The 18377-nt window shown below is 57.2% G+C and carries 15 protein-coding genes; 6 read left to right on the top strand and 9 right to left on the bottom strand.

Annotated elements, in window-relative coordinates; translation table 11 throughout:
* The first annotated feature begins 65 nt into the window (after positions 1–65).
* Positions 66–3410 carry a carbamoyl-phosphate synthase large subunit gene (carB, locus tag AC2FGE_RS16505; RefSeq protein WP_496820329.1) on the top strand — a complete coding sequence of 1115 codons (3345 nt, stop codon included), beginning with the start codon at positions 66–68 and terminating at the stop codon, positions 3408–3410.
* A 51-nt stretch (positions 3411–3461) separates the two neighbouring features.
* Here carB and AC2FGE_RS16500 read toward each other — a convergent pair whose 3' ends face one another.
* From AC2FGE_RS16500 to AC2FGE_RS16490, 3 genes are read right to left on the bottom strand one after another with little or no spacing between them, the layout of a single operon-like run.
* The gene (locus AC2FGE_RS16500; RefSeq protein ID WP_496820327.1) at positions 3462–6512 is read right to left on the bottom strand and encodes an efflux RND transporter permease subunit; all 3051 of its coding nucleotides are present in this window, start codon (positions 6510–6512) and stop codon (positions 3462–3464) included.
* Between the two features lie 11 nt (positions 6513–6523).
* Entirely contained in the window at positions 6524–7561 is a 1038-nt protein-coding gene (locus tag AC2FGE_RS16495; protein ID WP_496820326.1) for an efflux RND transporter periplasmic adaptor subunit, read from the bottom strand.
* The gene (locus AC2FGE_RS16490) at positions 7558–7968 is read right to left on the bottom strand and encodes a MarR family winged helix-turn-helix transcriptional regulator (RefSeq protein ID WP_496820325.1); all 411 of its coding nucleotides are present in this window, start codon (positions 7966–7968) and stop codon (positions 7558–7560) included. Before AC2FGE_RS16490 ends, AC2FGE_RS16495 begins: the two co-directional genes overlap by 4 nt.
* A gap of 222 nt (positions 7969–8190) precedes the next feature.
* On the opposite strand from AC2FGE_RS16490, the gene AC2FGE_RS16485 reads away from it, so the two are divergent.
* Complete coding sequence (locus tag AC2FGE_RS16485; protein ID WP_496820324.1) at positions 8191–9315, top strand: beta-ketoacyl-ACP synthase III; 1125 nt, start codon at positions 8191–8193, stop codon at positions 9313–9315.
* Between the two features lies 1 nt (position 9316).
* Here AC2FGE_RS16485 and AC2FGE_RS16480 read toward each other — a convergent pair whose 3' ends face one another.
* Positions 9317–11110, bottom strand: a complete 1794-nt coding sequence (locus AC2FGE_RS16480) for a hypothetical protein (protein ID WP_496820323.1) — start codon at positions 11108–11110, stop codon at positions 9317–9319.
* A 118-nt stretch (positions 11111–11228) separates the two neighbouring features.
* Complete coding sequence (locus tag AC2FGE_RS16475; RefSeq protein ID WP_353010737.1) at positions 11229–11690, bottom strand: hypothetical protein; 462 nt, start codon at positions 11688–11690, stop codon at positions 11229–11231.
* 360 nt (positions 11691–12050) lie between these two features.
* On the opposite strand from AC2FGE_RS16475, the gene AC2FGE_RS16470 reads away from it, so the two are divergent.
* Entirely contained in the window at positions 12051–12629 is a 579-nt protein-coding gene (locus tag AC2FGE_RS16470) for a thymidine kinase (RefSeq protein ID WP_496820322.1), read from the top strand.
* 25 nt (positions 12630–12654) lie between these two features.
* Here AC2FGE_RS16470 and AC2FGE_RS16465 read toward each other — a convergent pair whose 3' ends face one another.
* From AC2FGE_RS16465 to AC2FGE_RS16450, 4 genes are all read right to left on the bottom strand, one after another.
* The gene (locus tag AC2FGE_RS16465; protein ID WP_496820321.1) at positions 12655–12993 is read right to left on the bottom strand and encodes a tRNA-binding protein; all 339 of its coding nucleotides are present in this window, start codon (positions 12991–12993) and stop codon (positions 12655–12657) included.
* A complete protein-coding gene (proC, locus tag AC2FGE_RS16460; protein WP_496820319.1) occupies positions 12986–13801 on the bottom strand; it encodes a pyrroline-5-carboxylate reductase in 816 nt (271 codons plus the stop codon). Before proC ends, AC2FGE_RS16465 begins: the two co-directional genes overlap by 8 nt.
* Positions 13802–13840: 39 nt before the next feature.
* Positions 13841–14341 (bottom strand): type III secretion system chaperone family protein, encoded by a 501-nt coding sequence (locus AC2FGE_RS16455; RefSeq protein WP_496820318.1) that lies wholly within the window; start codon positions 14339–14341, stop codon positions 13841–13843.
* Positions 14342–14652: 311 nt separating this feature from the next.
* Positions 14653–14901 carry an accessory factor UbiK family protein gene (locus AC2FGE_RS16450; protein ID WP_496820317.1) on the bottom strand — a complete coding sequence of 83 codons (249 nt, stop codon included), beginning with the start codon at positions 14899–14901 and terminating at the stop codon, positions 14653–14655.
* Between the two features lie 97 nt (positions 14902–14998).
* Between AC2FGE_RS16450 and lgt the strand changes: the two genes are divergently transcribed.
* From lgt to pgeF, 3 genes are read left to right on the top strand one after another with little or no spacing between them, the layout of a single operon-like run.
* Positions 14999–15886, top strand: a complete 888-nt coding sequence (lgt, locus tag AC2FGE_RS16445) for a prolipoprotein diacylglyceryl transferase (protein ID WP_496820316.1) — start codon at positions 14999–15001, stop codon at positions 15884–15886.
* Positions 15883–16950 carry a class I SAM-dependent methyltransferase gene (locus tag AC2FGE_RS16440; RefSeq protein ID WP_496820315.1) on the top strand — a complete coding sequence of 356 codons (1068 nt, stop codon included), beginning with the start codon at positions 15883–15885 and terminating at the stop codon, positions 16948–16950. The genes lgt and AC2FGE_RS16440 overlap by 4 nt, the downstream gene beginning before the upstream one ends.
* Complete coding sequence (gene pgeF / locus AC2FGE_RS16435; protein ID WP_496820313.1) at positions 16947–17705, top strand: peptidoglycan editing factor PgeF; 759 nt, start codon at positions 16947–16949, stop codon at positions 17703–17705. Before AC2FGE_RS16440 ends, pgeF begins: the two co-directional genes overlap by 4 nt.
* The last annotated feature ends 672 nt before the right edge of the window (positions 17706–18377 follow it).

The following is an 18377-nucleotide window of genomic DNA, read 5'->3' as shown; positions in this document are numbered from 1 at the left end:
TAACGCAGGACAATTTGGGCACTGGGGCGGTGCCGGTGACTCGTACATTGTGAAGGGGCAAAGCCATGCCGAGAAGAACCGACATACAGTCGATTATGATCATCGGGGCGGGCCCCATTGTTATCGGGCAGGCATGCGAGTTTGACTATTCCGGGGCACAGGCCTGCAAGGCTCTGCGTGAAGAAGGTTATCGGGTCATTCTGGTGAACTCGAACCCTGCAACGATCATGACTGATCCTGGTCTTGCCGATGCAACCTATATCGAGCCGATCACACCCGAAGTTGTCGCCAAGATCATCGAAAAAGAACGCCCCGACGCCCTGCTGCCCACAATGGGTGGTCAGACCGGTTTGAACACCTCGCTGGCGCTTGAAGAGATGGGCGTGCTCGACGAATTCGGTGTTGAGATGATCGGCGCCAAACGCGATGCGATCGAGATGGCCGAAGATCGAAAACTGTTCCGCGAGGCAATGGACCGGCTGGGAATCGAGAACCCCAAGGCCGAGATCGTGACCGCCCCCAAGAACGCAGCGGGCAAAAAAGATCTGGAGGCCGGCGTGGCGCTGGCTCTGGACACTTTGGAAACAGTCGGCTTACCCGCCATCATCCGCCCCGCCTTTACCCTGGGCGGCACCGGCGGTGGCGTGGCCTATAACCGTGAGGATTATATCCATATTTGCCGCTCAGGCATGGATGCCTCGCCCGTGGGTCAGATCCTGATTGATGAAAGCCTGCTGGGCTGGAAAGAGTATGAGATGGAGGTGGTGCGCGACACCGCCGACAACGCCATCATCGTGTGTTCCATCGAAAACGTTGATCCGATGGGCGTGCACACCGGTGACTCGATCACCGTGGCCCCAGCGCTCACACTGACCGACAAAGAATACCAGATCATGCGCAATCACTCGATTGCCGTGTTGCGTGAGATCGGTGTGGAAACCGGCGGGTCGAACGTTCAATGGGCGATCAACCCAGTTGATGGCCGCATGGTCGTGATCGAGATGAATCCGCGCGTGTCGCGGTCCTCGGCTTTGGCGTCCAAAGCGACCGGTTTCCCGATCGCCAAGATCGCGGCCAAGCTGGCCGTCGGCTACACGCTGGACGAGCTGGACAATGACATCACCAAGGTCACGCCTGCGTCATTCGAGCCGACCATCGACTATGTCGTGACAAAGATCCCCAAATTTGCATTCGAGAAATTCCCTGGTTCAGAACCTTATCTGACCACCGCGATGAAGTCGGTGGGTGAAGCCATGTCTATTGGCCGCACCATCCACGAATCGATGCAAAAGGCGCTGGCCTCGATGGAATCGGGTCTGACAGGTTTCGATGAGATCGAAATCCCCGGTCTGAATGTGGGTGTCTGGGACACGGTTGACGACAAGGCTGCCGTTATCAAGGCGATCAGCCAGCAAACTCCGGATCGTCTGCGCACCATCGCACAGGCGATGCGCCACGGTCTGAGCGATGACGAGATTTTCGGCGTTACCAAGTTCGACCCCTGGTTCCTGTCCCGTATCCGCGAGATCATCGAAGCAGAGCGTCAGGTCCGCAAGGACGGTCTGCCGGTGACCGAACACGGCATTCGCAGGCTTAAGATGCTGGGCTTCACCGATGCGCGTTTGGGTAACCTGACTGGCCGGGACGAGGACAACGTCCGCCGTGCGCGTCGCAACCTGGGCGTGACCGCCGTCTTCAAACGCATCGACACCTGCGCCGCCGAATTCGAGGCACAGACACCCTACATGTATTCGACATACGAGGCCCCCATGATGGGCGAGGTTGAGTGCGAGGCACGCCCCAGCGACCGCAAGAAGGTCGTCATCCTTGGCGGCGGCCCAAACCGGATCGGTCAAGGGATCGAGTTTGACTATTGCTGCTGTCACGCCTGTTTCGCGCTGACCGAGGCGGGGTATGAGACCATCATGGTCAACTGCAACCCCGAGACAGTTTCGACCGACTATGACACCTCGGACCGCCTGTATTTCGAGCCGTTGACCTTCGAGCACGTCATGGAAATCCTGACGAAGGAACAGGAAAACGGCACATTGCATGGCGTCATCGTTCAATTTGGCGGGCAAACGCCGCTGAAACTGGCCAACGCGCTAGAGGCCGAAGGTATTCCGATCCTCGGCACCACGCCCGACGCGATTGACCTGGCTGAAGACCGTGAGAGGTTCCAGGCGCTGGTCAACGATCTGGACCTGAAACAGCCGAAGAACGGCATTGCCTCCACTGATGCCGAAGCGTTGGCCATCGCGGATGAGATCGGCTTCCCGCTTGTGATCCGTCCCTCTTACGTTCTTGGTGGCCGCGCGATGGAAATCGTGCGCGATATGGATCAGCTGAAACGCTACATCAACGAGGCCGTGGTGGTTTCGGGTGACAGCCCCGTTCTGCTGGACAGCTACCTGGCAGGTGCGGTTGAGCTGGATGTGGATGCCCTCTGTGATGGTACCGATGTGCATGTCGCGGGCATCATGCAGCATATCGAAGAGGCCGGAGTGCACTCAGGCGACTCGGCCTGTTCGCTACCGCCCTATTCGCTATCGAAAGAGATCATCGCGCAGATCAAGGATCAGACGTTCAAACTGGCCAAGGCGCTGAACGTCGTCGGCCTGATGAATGTTCAGTTCGCGATCAAGGATAATGAGATCTACCTGATCGAAGTAAACCCGCGCGCCTCGCGGACTGTGCCCTTTGTGGCCAAGGCAACAGACAGTGCCATTGCCTCGATCGCGGCGCGCCTGATGGCGGGTGAGAAACTGTCGGCATTCCCGATGCGCCCACCGTATCAGGAAGGTCAAGACACCAAGATCGCCGACCAGATGACACTGGCCGATCCCGACATGCCATGGTTCTCGGTGAAAGAGGCCGTGCTGCCCTTCGCTCGGTTCCCCGGTGTCGACACCATTCTGGGGCCCGAAATGCGCTCGACCGGTGAGGTCATGGGCTGGGACCGTGACTTCCCACGCGCTTTCCTCAAGGCTCAAATGGGCGCCGGCATGGTGCTGCCCGCATCGGGCCGCGCCTTCATCTCGATCAAGGATGCCGACAAAACCCCGGCGATGCTCGAAGCCGCACAGGTTCTGGCCGCGCAGGGCTTTGCCCTTGTCGCCACCCGCGGCACGCAAAGCTGGCTGGCGGAACAGGGCGTTGCCTGTGATCTGGTCAACAAGGTCTATGAGGGCCGCCCAGATGTGGCAGACATGCTGAAAGACGGTCAGGTGCAGCTGGTAATGAACACAACCGAAGGCGCCCAGGCGGTTGAGGACAGCAAGGTCATCCGCTCTGTCGCCCTGTATGACAAGATCCCCTATTTCACCACAGCCGCCGCCAGCCACGCCGCCGCATTGGCCATCAAGGCGCAGGCCGAAGGGGATGTCGAGGTGAAATCGCTTCAGGGGTAATTTACCCAAAGAGTAAAGCAAAACCCCCGGTTCTAACCGGGGGTTTTTCATTTAGACAGCGGATTGCTCAGCCGCCTGAAACCGCTCATCCCGCTTGAAAAACAGCATGTAGAACACGGGTGCGGCGACCATCGTCAAGACGGTGGCAAAGGCCAACCCACCCATAATCGTCACCGCCATCGATACAAAGAACGCATCTGTCAGCAACGGGGCCATTCCCAGGATCGTAGTGATCGCGGCCAGCATGACCGGGCGCAGACGCGAGATTGAGGCTTCGATGATCGAGTCCTGCAATGGTTTGCCGGTCGCACGGACCAGATCGATTTCCTCAACCAGTACAATGCCGTTCTTGATCAGCATTCCCGACAGGCTCAGCAGACCCAAAAGCGCGGTGAAGGTGAATGGCAACCCGGTGCCCAACAGGCCAATCACCACGCCGTTCACGGACATCGGAACCAACAGCCAGATAATGATCGGTTGACGGATCGCGTTGAACAACAGAACCGAGATCAGCACCATGATCAGCAAACTCAGCGGCAGTTGCCGCCCGAGGCTTTCTTGCGCATCGCGAGAGTTCTCGAACTCGCCGCCCCATTCCATTTTGTATCCGGGTGGCAGATCGATGGCCTCGATCGCACCCCGAACCTCAGAATGAACCTGGGCAGCCGTAAAGCCGGGCGGGATATCAGCGCCGACTGTGATGGTAAGAACCCGATCGCGTCGATGGACCAATGTGTTCAGCGAACGGTATTCAAACCCATCCACCATTTGTTCGATGGGTACAAAGCGTTGCGACTGATCGGAATAGACCACCTGATCGACGATCGAATATTCGCCATCGGCCGGGCGACGTAGGATAATCGGGATCAGACGGTCCCGCTCACGCAGCACGCCCCCGGTAATCCCGTCGGTGGAAAACTGCAAAGTGGCCGCGATGTCTTCGCGTGTGACACCTGCCGTCTGCGCCCGTTCGGTCGCATAGATCGGCTGTACCGCAAGCTCTTGCTCGCGCCAGTCATGAGAGATGTTCAACGCATTCGGCGAGGCGGACGCCATGCGCTGCACCGCTTCGTCGGCCAGTTGCCGCAGGATCACCGGGTCGCTGCCTGAAAAACGTGCCTGGATCGGATCGCCGCCACCGGGTCCAAAGACCAGCCGCTTGGTCCGGAACTCACCTTCGGGAAACTGGACAGAGCCGAATTCTTCCAGATCAGCCTGCAACAGCGGGATGTCCTCCAGCGTTTCGGTACGGATGATCATATGCCCATAGCTTGGGTTTGGGTCCTCAGCCGAATAGGTCAACATAAACCGCGTGGCCCCCTGCCCGACAAAGGTTGTGACCGAGACGACATCATCCCGCTCCGTCAGCCACTCTTCGAACACAGCCATGTCTTCGGCGGTACGGGCGATGGTTGTCCCTTGCGGCAGTTTGTAGTGCACGAAGAACAGAGGCGTATTCGAATCCGGGAAAAACTGCTGCTTCACAAGCCCGAACCCGCCGTAGCAGGCGACCGTGACCGCAACCAATCCGACAACAACCAGCCACCTTAACCGCAGTGCACCGCGCAGGATTGACCCGTAGATACGGAACATTATTCCGCCATAGGCGTCTACGTCCCCCTCTGTGCCCTGTTTAAAGAAATAGTGCCCCAGCATCGGTGTCACGGTGATCGCCAACACCCAGCTCAGGAGTAGCGAGATCCCAATCACCGCGAATAGCGAGAACAGGAACTCTCCGGTCGCGTCCGAACTCAGACCAATACCCGCAAAGGCCATGATCCCGATTACTGTCGCACCCAGTAGCGGAATTTGCGTTTTTGAAGCGACCTCTTCCGCCGCATCGCGGGAGGATTTGCCCCGCAGCATGGCAATCTGCATCCCCTCAGCAACAACGATGGCATTGTCGACCAGCATTCCCATCGCAATGATCAATGCGCCAAGAGAAATCCGCTCCATCTCAATCGAGAACATGGACATGAAAAGCAGCGTGCCGACCACCGTCAGCAATAGGGTTGATCCAACAACAACGGCGGCGCGCCAGCCCATGAACAGACCCAGCACTGCGACCACGATGGCCACTGACATCGCCAGATTCACCAAAAAGTCATTCGACGCCTGCTCGACCACAACATGCTGCTGATAGATCGGTAGGATGTCGACGCCATAGGGGATCGCGGTATCAAGTTCAGCAAATTTTGCGTCTACGCGTTTGCCGACTTCGACGATGTTCTCAGTCGACAGCCCCGCCACGCCGAGCGTAAAGGCCTCGACCCCGTCAAACCGGATTACAACGTCCGGGTCGGTCTGCCGCGCGCGGTAGACGTTGGACATATCAAACAGGTTGATCACCTGCCCCTGCGAGCCGACCGAAAGCCCCGCGATAGCGGACACGCTGTCAGACCCTTCGGCTGTTAGAATCGTGGTGCGATCATCGGCTGACCGCACCGACCCCGACGCGTTGACGGAATCGGCGTTGGAAATCGCCTCGTTAATTGCCTGAATCGGGACGTTCTGATTGACCGAAATCGCAAGGTCGGGCTCAATGAAAATCGCCTCTTGCGGCAGGCCTTGAACTTCGACATCCGCTACGCCTGAGACGGTTAGCAATTCGCGCCTCAGGAAGGTCGCCAGTTCATGCTTTTCTGCATCCGAAAACCCCTCGGCTGTGACCGCATAGAACAGACCGAACACATCCCCAAAGCCGTCGTTGACGAAGGGTTGGCTGACCCCAGAGGGCAGCCCACGCGCCGCATCGCGTATCTTGGCGCGCAATCGGGTCCAGACGGCGGGTAGCTCGCTGCCATCATAGGTGGATTTGATCTCGACCTCGATCAGGGATCGCCCGGGTTGATTGACCGAGGTGATGGTGTCTACCTCGCCCATCTGCTGAATAGCTGATTCAAGGGGCTCGGACACTTCCAGCGCCACCTGTTCGGCCGTGGCACCGGGGTACTGCGTGACGATAACGGCGTTTTTGATGGTAAAGGCCGGGTCTTCCAAGCGACCCAGTGACAGAAACCCCCAGATACCGCCGAACAAAGCAATGAGGATGATCAGCCACGTATAGATAGGCCGGTCGATCGAGGCGCGCGCGATGTTCATATCTCAGCCCCTCAGTTGGCGAAGCCGGAAAAGCGGCGCACCGCCTGACCATCTGTCAGCACGGCCCCGCCTGCGACGACAATCTCGTCGCCGCTGGACAAACCTGTCAGCACCCGAACATCGCCCGACTGCGTTGGCTCGATCGTAACGGGAACACGACGCACGGTGCCCTCATCGGCACCAACAGGCGAAAAAACCATCACCGAAAGCGCGCCGCTGGCATCGGCTACAATTGCAGTTGCGGGAATCGTGATGCCCCGGTTGTGATCCTGCACCTGCGCAGTCACGGTCACAGAAGACCCGGGTAGAATCTGCAAGCCCTCAGGCGGGGTCAGGCCGAACTGAATGCGGAAAGTTTGACCGACGCTCGAGGATTCGGCATCAAATTCGCGAATCTCCAGCGGGAACACTTCGTCGCTGACAGGAAACTTTGCAGTCAGGACAATGTCATCTTCCTGACCAGTGCGCTGGAACAGGATTTCTGGCACATCCACTTCAATCCGCAGTTCGGACATATCGTGAATCCGCACAATTGGCGTACCCGAGGAAACGGTTGTGAACGCCTCGACCGCGCGGCTGGATACCAGCGCATCGAAAGGTGCGGTCAGGGTTGCATGTTCCAGTTCGTATTCCGCATCGCGAAGCGCGATAGCCGCCAATTGGGCTTCGGTCACAGCGTCGTCGACAGCAACCTGGCTGGCAGTGGTTCCACGCAGGCGTGACAAGCGGGCTTCGGTCCGGTCTGCCTGTTCCTTTTGCAGCTTTGCCCGATCCAAACGCAACTGAAAGGGTTCTTGATCGAGGCGGGCAATCAGCTGGCCCTTGGGGATGACAAACCCTTCGGTGACCGGCATCTCGACAATCTGGCCTGACACCTGAAAGGCCAGATCGACAGTCTGCCTCGCAGCGACACGCCCGAAGAACTGACGTGAAAACCCCGGCATCGTTTCTTGCACCAGCATCAACTTAACTGGCTTGGCGACATCCTGTGCAGCCAGCGGAGACGAAAGAACAGTCAGGGCAAAGCCCAAAGAAGTCAGCAATTTCATTTCTTCAGTCCCTCGGGAATTCCTGTTTTCACAATGGTATCACGGATTTTGTGCGCCAGTTGCGCGAATTGAGCGGTCTCGTCCGCATCCAGACCCGAGGCGCGGTGGAACAGTGCCCCAGCTTCGGCCACCAGCATGTTTCGGGCGTCCTCTCCTTTTGAGGTCAAAACCAACAACCAGGCGCGCCGGTCTATTGGGTCACGCTCCCGCTTGAGGTACCCTGCCTTCTCCAGCGCATCTGCCGTCGCCGTGATTGTGGACGGAACGGTCAGCATATCAGCCGCCAGAATGCCCATGCGCTTGGGTTGATCAAGCTTGATCAACATGTGGCATTCAGGATGGCTAAGCTCTATTTCGATGCTCTCAAACGCCTCTTCCAGTTTCCAGTACAGGGCATAGACCCCCATTATGGACTGAATTTCAGGACTCAGACGACAAAGCCTTTCGCTGACATCTTCTGACACAGGGTTTCTCCACTTAGGTGGCCGCCATATACTTCATTATCTGAACTATTCAAGTTATGAAGCTACTTTAAGACAAGCTCGCGCTCATTCCCTTGGGTCAACTCCCCTTGATCAAAATCGCCAGTGACTGCATTTTAGGCGGATTCGAAACTTTCAGGACCCGTCATGCATACGCCCGCCATCACAGGTACCGGTGTTTTCACGCCAGAAAACGTCATCACCAACGCTGAGCTTGTTCAAGCGTTCAACGCCTATGCTGATAAGCAGAACGCGGAAAACGCAGAAGCCATCGCCAATGGCAAAATGGAACCGATGCAGCACTCCTCGGAAGAGTTCATCGTAAAGGCCTCTGGCATCGAAAACCGCTATGTCATGGACAAGACCGGCGTCCTTGATCCGGACAAGATGTACCCGGCACTGCGCCAGCGCAGCGATGATGAACCGGGTATCATGACGGAAATGGCGATCGACGCTTGCAACAAAGCACTAGCGCAGGCCAGTCGCACGGCTGCGGATGTCGATCTGGTCATTTGCGCTGCTTCGAACCACGAACGGGCCTATCCCGCGGTTGCGATTGAAATCCAACAAGCCTTGGGCATTGACGGGTTCGGGTTTGACATGAATGTCGCCTGTTCGTCAGCCACGTTCGGCATTCAGGCTGCAGCGGACATGGTGCGGTCTGGCTCAATTCGGGCTGCGCTGGTGGTAAACCCCGAGATATGTTCGGGTCATCTGGAATGGCGGGATCGGGATTGCCACTTCATCTTCGGCGATGTGGCAACTGCTACTCTGATCGAACGGATCGAGGACGCACAAGGGCCGCATTTCGAGATTCTTTCGACCCGCTGCGCCACTGCATTTTCCAACAACATTCGCAACAACAACGGCTTTCTCCGCCGTTCACGTCCTGACGGGATGGATGATCGCCGCGACATGCAGTTCATGCAGAACGGTCGCAAGGTCTTCAAAGAAGTGTTGCCAATGGTCAGCAAACATATCAGCGATCATATGGGGGCTGAGGGCGTCGGCAGCGAAGATCTCAAACGTCTCTGGCTGCATCAGGCCAACAAGACCATGAACGACTTTATTGGTAAAAAGGTGCTGGGGCGCGAGCCGGAAGCGGATGAGCAACCCAACATCCTGCAGGACTATGCCAACACATCGTCTGCGGGTTCAATCATCGCGTTTTCCAAACACTCGGACGATCTGAAAGACGGGGATGTCGGACTGATCTGTTCTTTTGGCGCTGGCTATTCGGTTGGATCGGTGATCGTGAAACGGCACGTCTGATCTAGGACCCTGTCGCATCCTGAACGCGGAACATCTGGAACACAGCATCGGCGTCGGTGGGAATCTCCACCACATTCTCTGGCAGTTTGCCCTGGATCATGCCTGCCGGGAACCCAATACCCTCCGAAACGCTGGACCAATACACGGCGCGCGGGTGCGATTTACAGATCAAAATGTAATCCACGCCCAGTTCGTTAAGACGCGGGCCGGCATCAACTGATTCGGACCGGAACAGGTCAATCTGCGCCAGCATACCGGCCTTGTTCCGATGGTAATTCCCCGCCAAAACCGAATGATCCGTATGCCGCAGGATCTGAGCGGCATAGTCGAAATCAGCGACAACGAAGCCCGGCTCAAGCTCTCGCAGCGGCAGAATGGCCTGCTGAGTGTTGCATTCAAAAGTCGGTGCGGCGATTTGTGTACCCGCTGTTGCGTCTGAGACCCCCCGGGGCGCGACGCGATCCTCAATCGCGGAACCCGTTTTCGGTGACATGAAGACGACAAACAGGATCATCAGAACCCCAAGGGCCGAACGGCCCTCGGCCCTGTATCTGCGATACAACACCGCCAAAACCTGTGCCTGCACGGCAACCAGCGACATGGTCAGGAACGTCATCAGGCGCGACTGATACATGAACAGAACAAGCCCTACAGCGATCAGACACAGAAACAGGGTGAATTCGATCTTCGCATCACTCCTGCGGATAAACACCATAGAGGCGAAGACCAGGAACAGCGAGATCAGGATCAGAGCGATGGTCTCGCCCGCATGTCTTTGAAGGACCAGCAGAACGTTCTGGGACTCGGTGATCTGACTGAGCCAGAATTGCCTGACGGCCAGAGGCATTTGATCAATTGGGTTTCCAAGGCAATAGGGCGCATAAATATACGACGCGAACACCGCGATGCCTGCAATCAGCACAAGGCCCGTGAAACGAATCCAGACAGAGCTTTGCGAGGTCAAAGCAGCCGCAATAAGTAATCCCAGCGCAGCCAGGCTAAGCGGCAGTGCGACGCTAAGCGTCAGCGCATCACAGCCCGGATAGAAGAAACTGGTGCGGCTGGCCGTAACGAGGATCGCCACCAGCAAAGTCGCCAGAATCCCAAGGCACAGCGTAACAGTCCTGCGCCGAGCCTCACCCCCGGTCAGAGCCCAATCGAGCGCTGAAAAAACCGCAATCAGGGCGATCTGAGCCAGCGACTCGGTGCCAATGGACAAAGACAGTGCCAGAGACACGCCCAGCCAAAACCCGGCGTACCTTCTGTCCTGCCTTTGGACAAAGAACATCAGCGCAGCGGCAAACAGCAAAATCTGCAACCCGTGATGATCAAAGGAATACTGATCGAACTTGCCCGAGTTCAGCAGGGCCAAAACGCCAAAAAGCAGTGCCGCAACTGCCCCTTCGCGCCCACCCAACGCGCCGCCGGTCGCTGCAAAAGCCCAAAGGGTAAGGCCAGCCAGCAAGGTTGGCCAGATAAACCCGGTAACCACAAACGCGGCCTCTGGTGAAACAAACACTGCGCTTAGTTCATAAATCGCCAGAATCGGCGCATCGACGAAGCGGGACCAATGCATCAGCGTCCCTTCGCCGGGCCCCAAACGGTGCTGATAAGGGTCGAACCACCCCTGCCCGTTTCGCAAGTCCTGAACCGAGACCCAGCGCATGAAGTCATCCGGCCCATCAATCGAACCCGCCATCGTCATCAAGGCGACAAGGATCACCAAAGCAAACCAGTACAGGCGGAAAACCAGCCTGTCGGACAGGATGCTATAAGCCTCATGCCGTGTATTCATTTTGGATTGCCTTTGACCGACCTGCCCAGGTCGCTTTCATATCCACCAGAAATGACGGAATTGAGGCACCCGACATCCATGCCAGAGCCTTGGCGCATCAGAGGGGTTCGCCCCTTACTCAGCTGACGCTTTCTTCTTCCAGATGCAGTTTCATCTCGATCAAAACCTGTTGCAGAAGGCTGGTTTCTTTCAGCAAACGCTTTGCCTCGTTCACGGTGATGATACCGTCTTCGATAGCGGCCTGATATTCTGTCATCAGCATGGCAAAACGCTGGCTCAGCGCGATGACATCCGAGTTTACGCCGCCAGTACGAGGGGCATCAGTGTTCCGCCCATCGTAGGACAGCGTGATATTTTTAAGATCAGCCAACGCCGAAGTGACATGCGGATAGGATGCGGCGTTTTCAAGTCGAGCGACCGCGTCCACGGGCATAAACCTGTCGGCATGTTCCGTGTTGTCGGAATAGTACCGGCCAAGTGTCGCCTTGGATTTTCCGGTGATCTCGCAGGCCGCTTCGATTCCGACATCTTTGACCAGCGCCTCGGTGTGTTTCTTCAGATAAGCCCCGATATCTGCCATTGTTTTACCTTTGTTACCTGCATGCGCTGTTCCACCGCCAGTATTGGGGGAAAGCGCCGGGAAATTTCCCATAACAGAGTCATAATTGAAATGTCATACATTGGCTATCCCTCAGATATGCGGGGGATTTTGTGAGTGAGTGGCGGCAGTTCCTGCCGGTAACGAGTGAACGTGAGGCAAGATTGTTGGGTCTCACGCTGTTCAGGCCTAATGAAGGCCGATAGCGTCGCTGTTGTAGGCGCAGGGGTTCCATCCCCAAAGAGCCTGTGCTCGACCTTTGCAACTGCAATGGCGGCGTCTATTTTTTCAGGTGTTTTTTGAAGTCTTGTTCCGTCCGCCGATGCGATTTAGACCCGGCTCATGGCAAAGCTGTATTTTAACTATTCAACCATGAACGCGGGCAAATCGACCGTGTTGCTGCAGGCCTCGCACAACTATCGTGAGCGCGGCATGGAAACTTATCTGATGACGGCAGCCGTTGACGGGCGCGCCGGTCAAGGCCGTATCGCATCACGTATCGGGATTTCGGAACAGGCAGACACCTTTCGACCCGATGATGATGTGTTTGTGATGATTGATGCCCGCCTAAAATGCGGCACCGTCGCCTGTGTGTTTATTGATGAGGCTCAGTTTTTGTCTGAAGATCAAGTCTGGCAACTGGCCCGCGCCGTGGATGATCTGAATGTCCCGGTTCTGGCCTACGGGCTGCGCGTCGACTTTCAGGGCAAGTTGTTTCCCGGTTCTGCCGCACTTTTGGCCCTGGCAGATGAAATGCGCGAGGTTCGCACCATCTGCAAATGCGGGCGCAAAGCCACAATGGTGATTCGTCAGGACGCGAACGGCAACGCAATCACGGAAGGCGCGCAGGTGCAGATCGGCGGGAATGAGACCTATGTCTCACTTTGCCGCAAACACTGGCGCGAGGCTGTCGGCGACTAGCTTCAGACACAGACCCAAAGTGTGTTCAGTGCATACGGCCGCCCAAAGGAACCTTCCCATCCGGTCCGATCAACATGATCTCACCGCTATCATCGGGCAGCCCCAGAACCAGAACTTCAGACATAAATTTACCAATCTGACGCGGCGGAAAATTGACCACTGCCATGACCTGTTTGCCCACCAAAGTGGCGGGATCGTAATGGGCTGTGATCTGGGCCGAGGTTTTCCGCTCACCAATCTCATCGCCAAAATCAATCCACATCTTGATCGCGGGCTTGCGGGCCTCGGGATAGGGTTCGGCACGGATGACCTCACCCACCCGGATATCCACTTTAAGAAAATCATCAAAGCTGATTTCAGGCACGAGACAATTCCTTTGACCGGTCCGTCGCGGCTTTGACCGCGCGGTGCATAAGATCGGGGAAGCCGTCCTTTTCATCCATCAACACCTCAAGCGCAGCCTGAGTGGTGCCGTTGGGTGAGGTGACGTTGACGCGTAGCTGCGCCGGGTCGTCTTCTGCAGCGATGGCCAAAGCCCCTGCGCCGGCAACCGTAGACTTGGCCAGTTTCATCGCCAGATCATCCGGCAACCCTTGCGCTGCACCGGCAGCCGCCAGTGTTTCAATCAAATGGAACACATAGGCCGGGCCCGAACCGCTGACACCTGTGACCGCATCAATCTGCGCCTCTTCCGACAGTCTGACAGTTTCGCCAATCGCGACAAGAAGGTCCTCGGCCAGGTTCAGGTCCTCCTCGCTTACATGCGCATTTCCAATCATCGCCGTGATCCCCCGCCGGATCGCCGCCGGTGTGTTGGGCATTGCACGAATGATCGGGGTGCCTGCGCCCAAAACGCTCTCGAATGTTGCAATCGACGTGCCGGCAGCGACAGACACGAACAGGCTGCCACCACCGCCCAGCACCTGAATGGCAGGCAGAGCATCCCCCATCATCTGCGGTTTAACGGCAACCAGAACAACAGCAGGCGCGTTCGGCAATGTGGTGTTGATATGAACGCCCTGCGTCCGAAGCCAATCTGAGGGATAAGGATCGATCACCCAAACGGATGACGCGGGCAGACCGTGTTCCAGCCAACCCGCCAACATCGCGGACCCCATCTTTCCGCAACCCAAAAGCACCAGGCCGTTTTCGGCCACGCGCGACATGTCCATGATTGCCCCTCCCCTTACATATCGGTTCGGGGCAAAGCTTTACGCCCGGCCGTAGGCCTCTGCAATGGCAACCTGTATTGCATCTTCCGGATCGCGATTGCCCCATGTGACCAGCTGGATTGCAGGGTAGTAGCGTTCAGCACTCATCACGGCGGCGGAAATCATTGTGTTGATCTGATCAGGGCTGGCCATCTGGCCGCCAGCCAGAACCAGACCGTAGCGATAGACCATCAGTTTCTGGTTTGCCCAATAGGTGAATGCACCGGCCCAGCACTGATCGTTCATCTTATTGAGCAGCTCATAAAGCTGCATTTCACGCTCGGCCGGTGGTTCCATTTCGAATGAGCACACCATGCGCAGCGTTTCGTCATAGTTGGACCAGGCGAGTGTGATGGAATAGGTCCGCCACTGCCCTTCAACGGCCATGGCGATCTGATCGTCGCCGATACGATCAAAATCCCAGTCGTGATGTTCGGCTAGGTGTTCAACAATATCGATTGGATGAAGGTCTTCTTCGAGAAACTGCTCGGAAAGGGCCATAATGCCACCTCACTAATCTCTAGCATGTTGGGGCTGGCAGCGCCCCAGCGCTAGTTGCCTGCTCTACAAGCCGGGCTTCCCCCGTAGGCCTGTACTAAATATGGTGCGACGCGAGGCGCGTTCTGGCAACCCTATTTCTTGGGGATAACCGCAATAAGTTGTGGACAGCTGGCAACGACAATCAAAATACTGGCGTTGGATGCAGCTTTGTCTTGATTAAATTTTGCAAGGCGGCAAGATGCACAACACCGCACAAACCCGGTAAGGTCTGCGCGGTGTTTAGTGTTTTCCGAAAATCAGACGTTTGGGCGTTACTTGTCCAGTTTCGCCTCAAGTGCGGCGATGCGGGCTTCGAGCGCCGAGTTCTCCTCGCGCGCTTTCTGAGCCATCGCGCGCACCGCATCAAATTCTTCCCGCGTTACGAAATCCCGGTCCGCCAGCCAGCGGTCCAGCATTGATTTCATCGCGTTCTCGGCCTCTTCCCGTGCGCCCTGCGCCACGCCCATGGCGTTGGTCATCAACTGAGAGACATCGTCGAGGATCTTGTTGCGGGTTTGCATGGCTTTACTCCGATAACGCTGTTGGTCTCTATATGGGGAATGATTGGCGCAGGCTCAAGGTTGACTTGCCCTGCAAACCCCGGGCAATGAGACGCACATGCAGGCTGTTCTGAATTTCCCCGATCTGTCACCCGAACTCTTCTCGATCTCATTGTTCGGGATGGAGTTCGCCCTGAGATGGTACGCACTGGCCTATATCGCCGGCATCCTGATCGCCTGGCGCATGGCGATCATTGCCCTCAGACGACCCTCATTGTGGCGCGATGATGCACCACCGATGAAACCGGAACAGCTGGAAGATCTGATGACCTGGATCATTCTGGGCGTCATCCTCGGTGGGCGACTTGGTTTCGTGCTGTTTTATCAACCCGCCTACTACCTTTCGCACCCGATCGACATCCTTAAGGTCTGGCAGGGTGGCATGGCCTTCCATGGCGGCCTGCTAGGGGTCATCTTGGCCTCTTATCTCTATGCGCGCCGTCACGCCCTGCCTATCCTGTCGTTGGGCGATCTGGTGGCTTATACAGTGCCGCCCGGCCTGTTGCTGGGGCGCCTTGCCAATTTCACCAACGCCGAACTATGGGGCCGCCCAAGCGAGTTGCCCTGGGCTGTGATCTTCCCCGGCACTGCTGCGCAGGATTGCCCGGGCGTCGTTGCGGGTTTTTGCGCGCGCCATCCTTCGCAGCTTTATGAAGCCGCGCTTGAGGGGTTGATCTTGGGTGCAGTCCTTGTGTGGCTGGCCTATCGCCGCGGCGCCTTTCGCAAACCCGGCCTGATCATGGGTGTATTTCTCGCGGGCTATGGCGCCTCACGGTTCATTGTCGAATTCTTTCGGCAACCAGATGCTCAGTTCGTTTCTCTCGGCAACCCGCTGGGCCTGGCCTGGCATGTTGGCGGCTACGGCCTGACAATGGGACAACTTTTGTCGCTTCCGATGATTGCCATTGGCCTGTGGTTTGGCCTGCGCGCCCGGCGGGAAACATGACGCTTAAGGATCGCCTGATCGCGCGTATCCAGTATGATGGCCCGATGAGCGTGGCTGATTACATGACTGAATGCCTGTTGCATCCCACACTAGGCTATTACAGCACGCGCGACCCGTTTGGGGCGCAAGGGGATTTCATCACCGCCCCCGAGATCAGCCAGATGTTTGGGGAACTGATCGGTCTGTCGCTGGCACAAAGCTGGATGGATCAAGGCCGCCCAAGCCCGTTTACATTGGCCGAGCTTGGCCCCGGACGCGGGACGTTGATGTCCGATATCCTGCGCGCCACACAGCAGGTTTCAGGGTTTCACGAAGCAGCACAGATATATCTGGTCGAAGCGTCGCCCACGCTGCGGCAGGTTCAGGCGAAAACGCTGGGCCAGGACACGCCCAACTGGATTGGCACCGCCACCGAACTGCCCGAACAGCCCCTGTATCTGGTCGCAAATGAATTCTTTGACGCCCTGCCCATTCGCCAGTTCATTCGAGAGGGCGGCGGTTGGCGAGAACGGCGAATAGGCGTGGTTGAAGAGGGTCTTGCATTCGGTCTGGGACCCAATGCGCCTCAGGCGGCTCTGAACGACAGGCTCGGCGATACCAAGGATGGCGACCTTGTCGAACTATGCGCAACCGCAACCCCGATCGTGGCCGATATCGCCACCCGGATCACTTCCCATGGCGGAGCGGCTTTGATCATCGACTACGGCGATTGGCGCTCGCTGGGCGATACGCTGCAAGCCGTGAAAGCGCATGAGAAAACCAAACCATTGGACGATCCGGGCCAGTCCGATCTGACCGCGCATGTCGATTTTGAACCGCTGGCGATGACGGCCCGTGCTTCGGGATGCGCGCATACCCGGCTGACGCCACAAGGCGTGTTTCTGGAACGATTGGGAATCACACCACGTGCGCAGGCCTTGCTGCAGAACCTCAACGCGCCAGAGCAGAAACGTCTGATCAGCGCACATCGCCGGTTGACGCATCCCGATGAAATGGGAAACCTGTTCAAAGTGCTGGGCCTGTACCCCGCACAATCAGCACCACCGCCGGGACTGGAGCCATGACGCTGGAAATCTTGACCTCCGACATGCTGTCGCCCGTACGGCACGGGTTCTTTACGCGGCGGGGCGGCGCGTCCTCTGGTATCTTTGCAGGTTTGAACTGCGGGCACGGATCGTCGGATCAGACCCAAGCCGTCGCCCTGAATCGGAACAGGGTCGCCGCGGCCATGGATGTGGCACCTGAGCAGCTGATCGGGCTTCATCAGGTCCATTCACCAACCGTTCTGACAATTGATGCACCGATTCAGGGCGAGAAACCCAGAGCTGATGCAATTGTTACCGCGACCCCCGATCTTGCGCTGACCATACTGACTGCCGATTGCCAACCGGTTCTTTTTGCCGATCCGGAGGCTAAGGTTATCGGCGCCGCCCATGCCGGATGGCGCGGGGCGCTGGACGGGGTGCTGGAAGCAACGCTTGACGCAATGGAAGCATTGGGTGCGCAACGTGCAAACACCCGCGCCGTAATCGGGCCATCCATCTCGCAACGCGCCTACGAAGTCGGTCCGGAGTTCCTGGATGATTTTCTGGCAGAATCCCCGGATAACAGCCGCTTCTTTGCGAACGGGCAGGAAGATCGGTTACAATTTGACCTTCCCGCATTTGGGCTTCATCGGCTGCGCAGGGCTGGTGTTGGCCAGGCCGAATGGACCCGGCATTGCACCTATTCCGACCCTGATCGATTCTATTCCTACCGCCGCGCAACCCACTCGAAAGAAGCGGATTACGGCCGTTTGATTTCTGCGATTCGGTTATAGAAATAGTTCCGATTAAGGCAAAGTCGCCACCTTTCCGCCACAATCATTGTGTTTATCTGAGGGCAGAATCGTAGTGTTTTTGCCAGTGTTCAGATCGTTACCTGACGTCCACTCAAGTGGACTCTGGCGCTTCAAGTTGGAGGAGTTGCCTAACTTCACTTTCAGTCCTGATATTAACCCGGATTAGCCACAACTCTGCCGCAAAACGGCATGATCTTGGGGGCATAAGGGAAAAGGGCAGTAAGCCCTATCAGTGCAGGACCAGAGAATGAAATCGAAAACCCGCTTTCTCAACGCGGTTTTAGCCGCGACGCAGGACCAGAATCTGGAAATGCCATGGAAACGGGTTTCAAGCCATTCTGTCAGGGTCGCCCGTCGGTTGATGGCACGACGCTGAACCAGAGAACCACCAGGGCCAAGCTGCCGGTCCTGCGGTGGAGCGCGCATCGGGAATGCTCCGGCCCGGTGCACGTGGGATCGCCATACCATGGCGATCTTATGTTCAGGAGTGTGTGTGCGGGCAATTTACGCCCGCAAAGTACGAGTTTGCCTGGGGGGTCAATGTGTTGACCAATGGAAAGCGAAAGTTTTGTCGCTGTGCACCGCCGTCATTGGCAGTGCCCAAGGGTCCCTCATTTATTTCAAGGCAAAGAACTATTCCGTCGGACGGGC

It is taken from the genome of Ruegeria sp. YTSA075 (genome assembly GCF_059610245.1).
This window is presented reverse-complemented; position numbering and strand designations above follow the sequence as displayed.

Excerpts from the sequence above, each read along its gene's own strand:
- AC2FGE_RS16470 (WP_496820322.1), top strand. The coding sequence starts at position 12,051 with ATGGCAAAGCTGTATTTTAACTATTCAACCATGAACGCGGGCAAATCG.
- AC2FGE_RS16485 (WP_496820324.1), top strand. The coding sequence starts at position 8,191 with ATGCATACGCCCGCCATCACAGGTACCGGTGTTTTCACGCCAGAAAAC.
- carB (WP_496820329.1), top strand. The coding sequence starts at position 66 with ATGCCGAGAAGAACCGACATACAGTCGATTATGATCATCGGGGCGGGC.
- AC2FGE_RS16475 (WP_353010737.1), bottom strand. The coding sequence starts at position 11,690 with ATGGCAGATATCGGGGCTTATCTGAAGAAACACACCGAGGCGCTGGTC.
- proC (WP_496820319.1), bottom strand. The coding sequence starts at position 13,801 with ATGGACATGTCGCGCGTGGCCGAAAACGGCCTGGTGCTTTTGGGTTGC.
- AC2FGE_RS16455 (WP_496820318.1), bottom strand. The coding sequence starts at position 14,341 with ATGGCCCTTTCCGAGCAGTTTCTCGAAGAAGACCTTCATCCAATCGAT.
- AC2FGE_RS16495 (WP_496820326.1), bottom strand. The coding sequence starts at position 7,561 with ATGAAATTGCTGACTTCTTTGGGCTTTGCCCTGACTGTTCTTTCGTCT.
- AC2FGE_RS16450 (WP_496820317.1), bottom strand. The coding sequence starts at position 14,901 with ATGCAAACCCGCAACAAGATCCTCGACGATGTCTCTCAGTTGATGACC.
- AC2FGE_RS16490 (WP_496820325.1), bottom strand. The coding sequence starts at position 7,968 with ATGGGGGTCTATGCCCTGTACTGGAAACTGGAAGAGGCGTTTGAGAGC.
- pgeF (WP_496820313.1), top strand. The coding sequence starts at position 16,947 with ATGACGCTGGAAATCTTGACCTCCGACATGCTGTCGCCCGTACGGCAC.
- AC2FGE_RS16480 (WP_496820323.1), bottom strand. The coding sequence starts at position 11,110 with ATGAATACACGGCATGAGGCTTATAGCATCCTGTCCGACAGGCTGGTT.
- lgt (WP_496820316.1), top strand. The coding sequence starts at position 14,999 with ATGCAGGCTGTTCTGAATTTCCCCGATCTGTCACCCGAACTCTTCTCG.
- AC2FGE_RS16500 (WP_496820327.1), bottom strand. The coding sequence starts at position 6,512 with ATGAACATCGCGCGCGCCTCGATCGACCGGCCTATCTATACGTGGCTG.
- AC2FGE_RS16440 (WP_496820315.1), top strand. The coding sequence starts at position 15,883 with ATGACGCTTAAGGATCGCCTGATCGCGCGTATCCAGTATGATGGCCCG.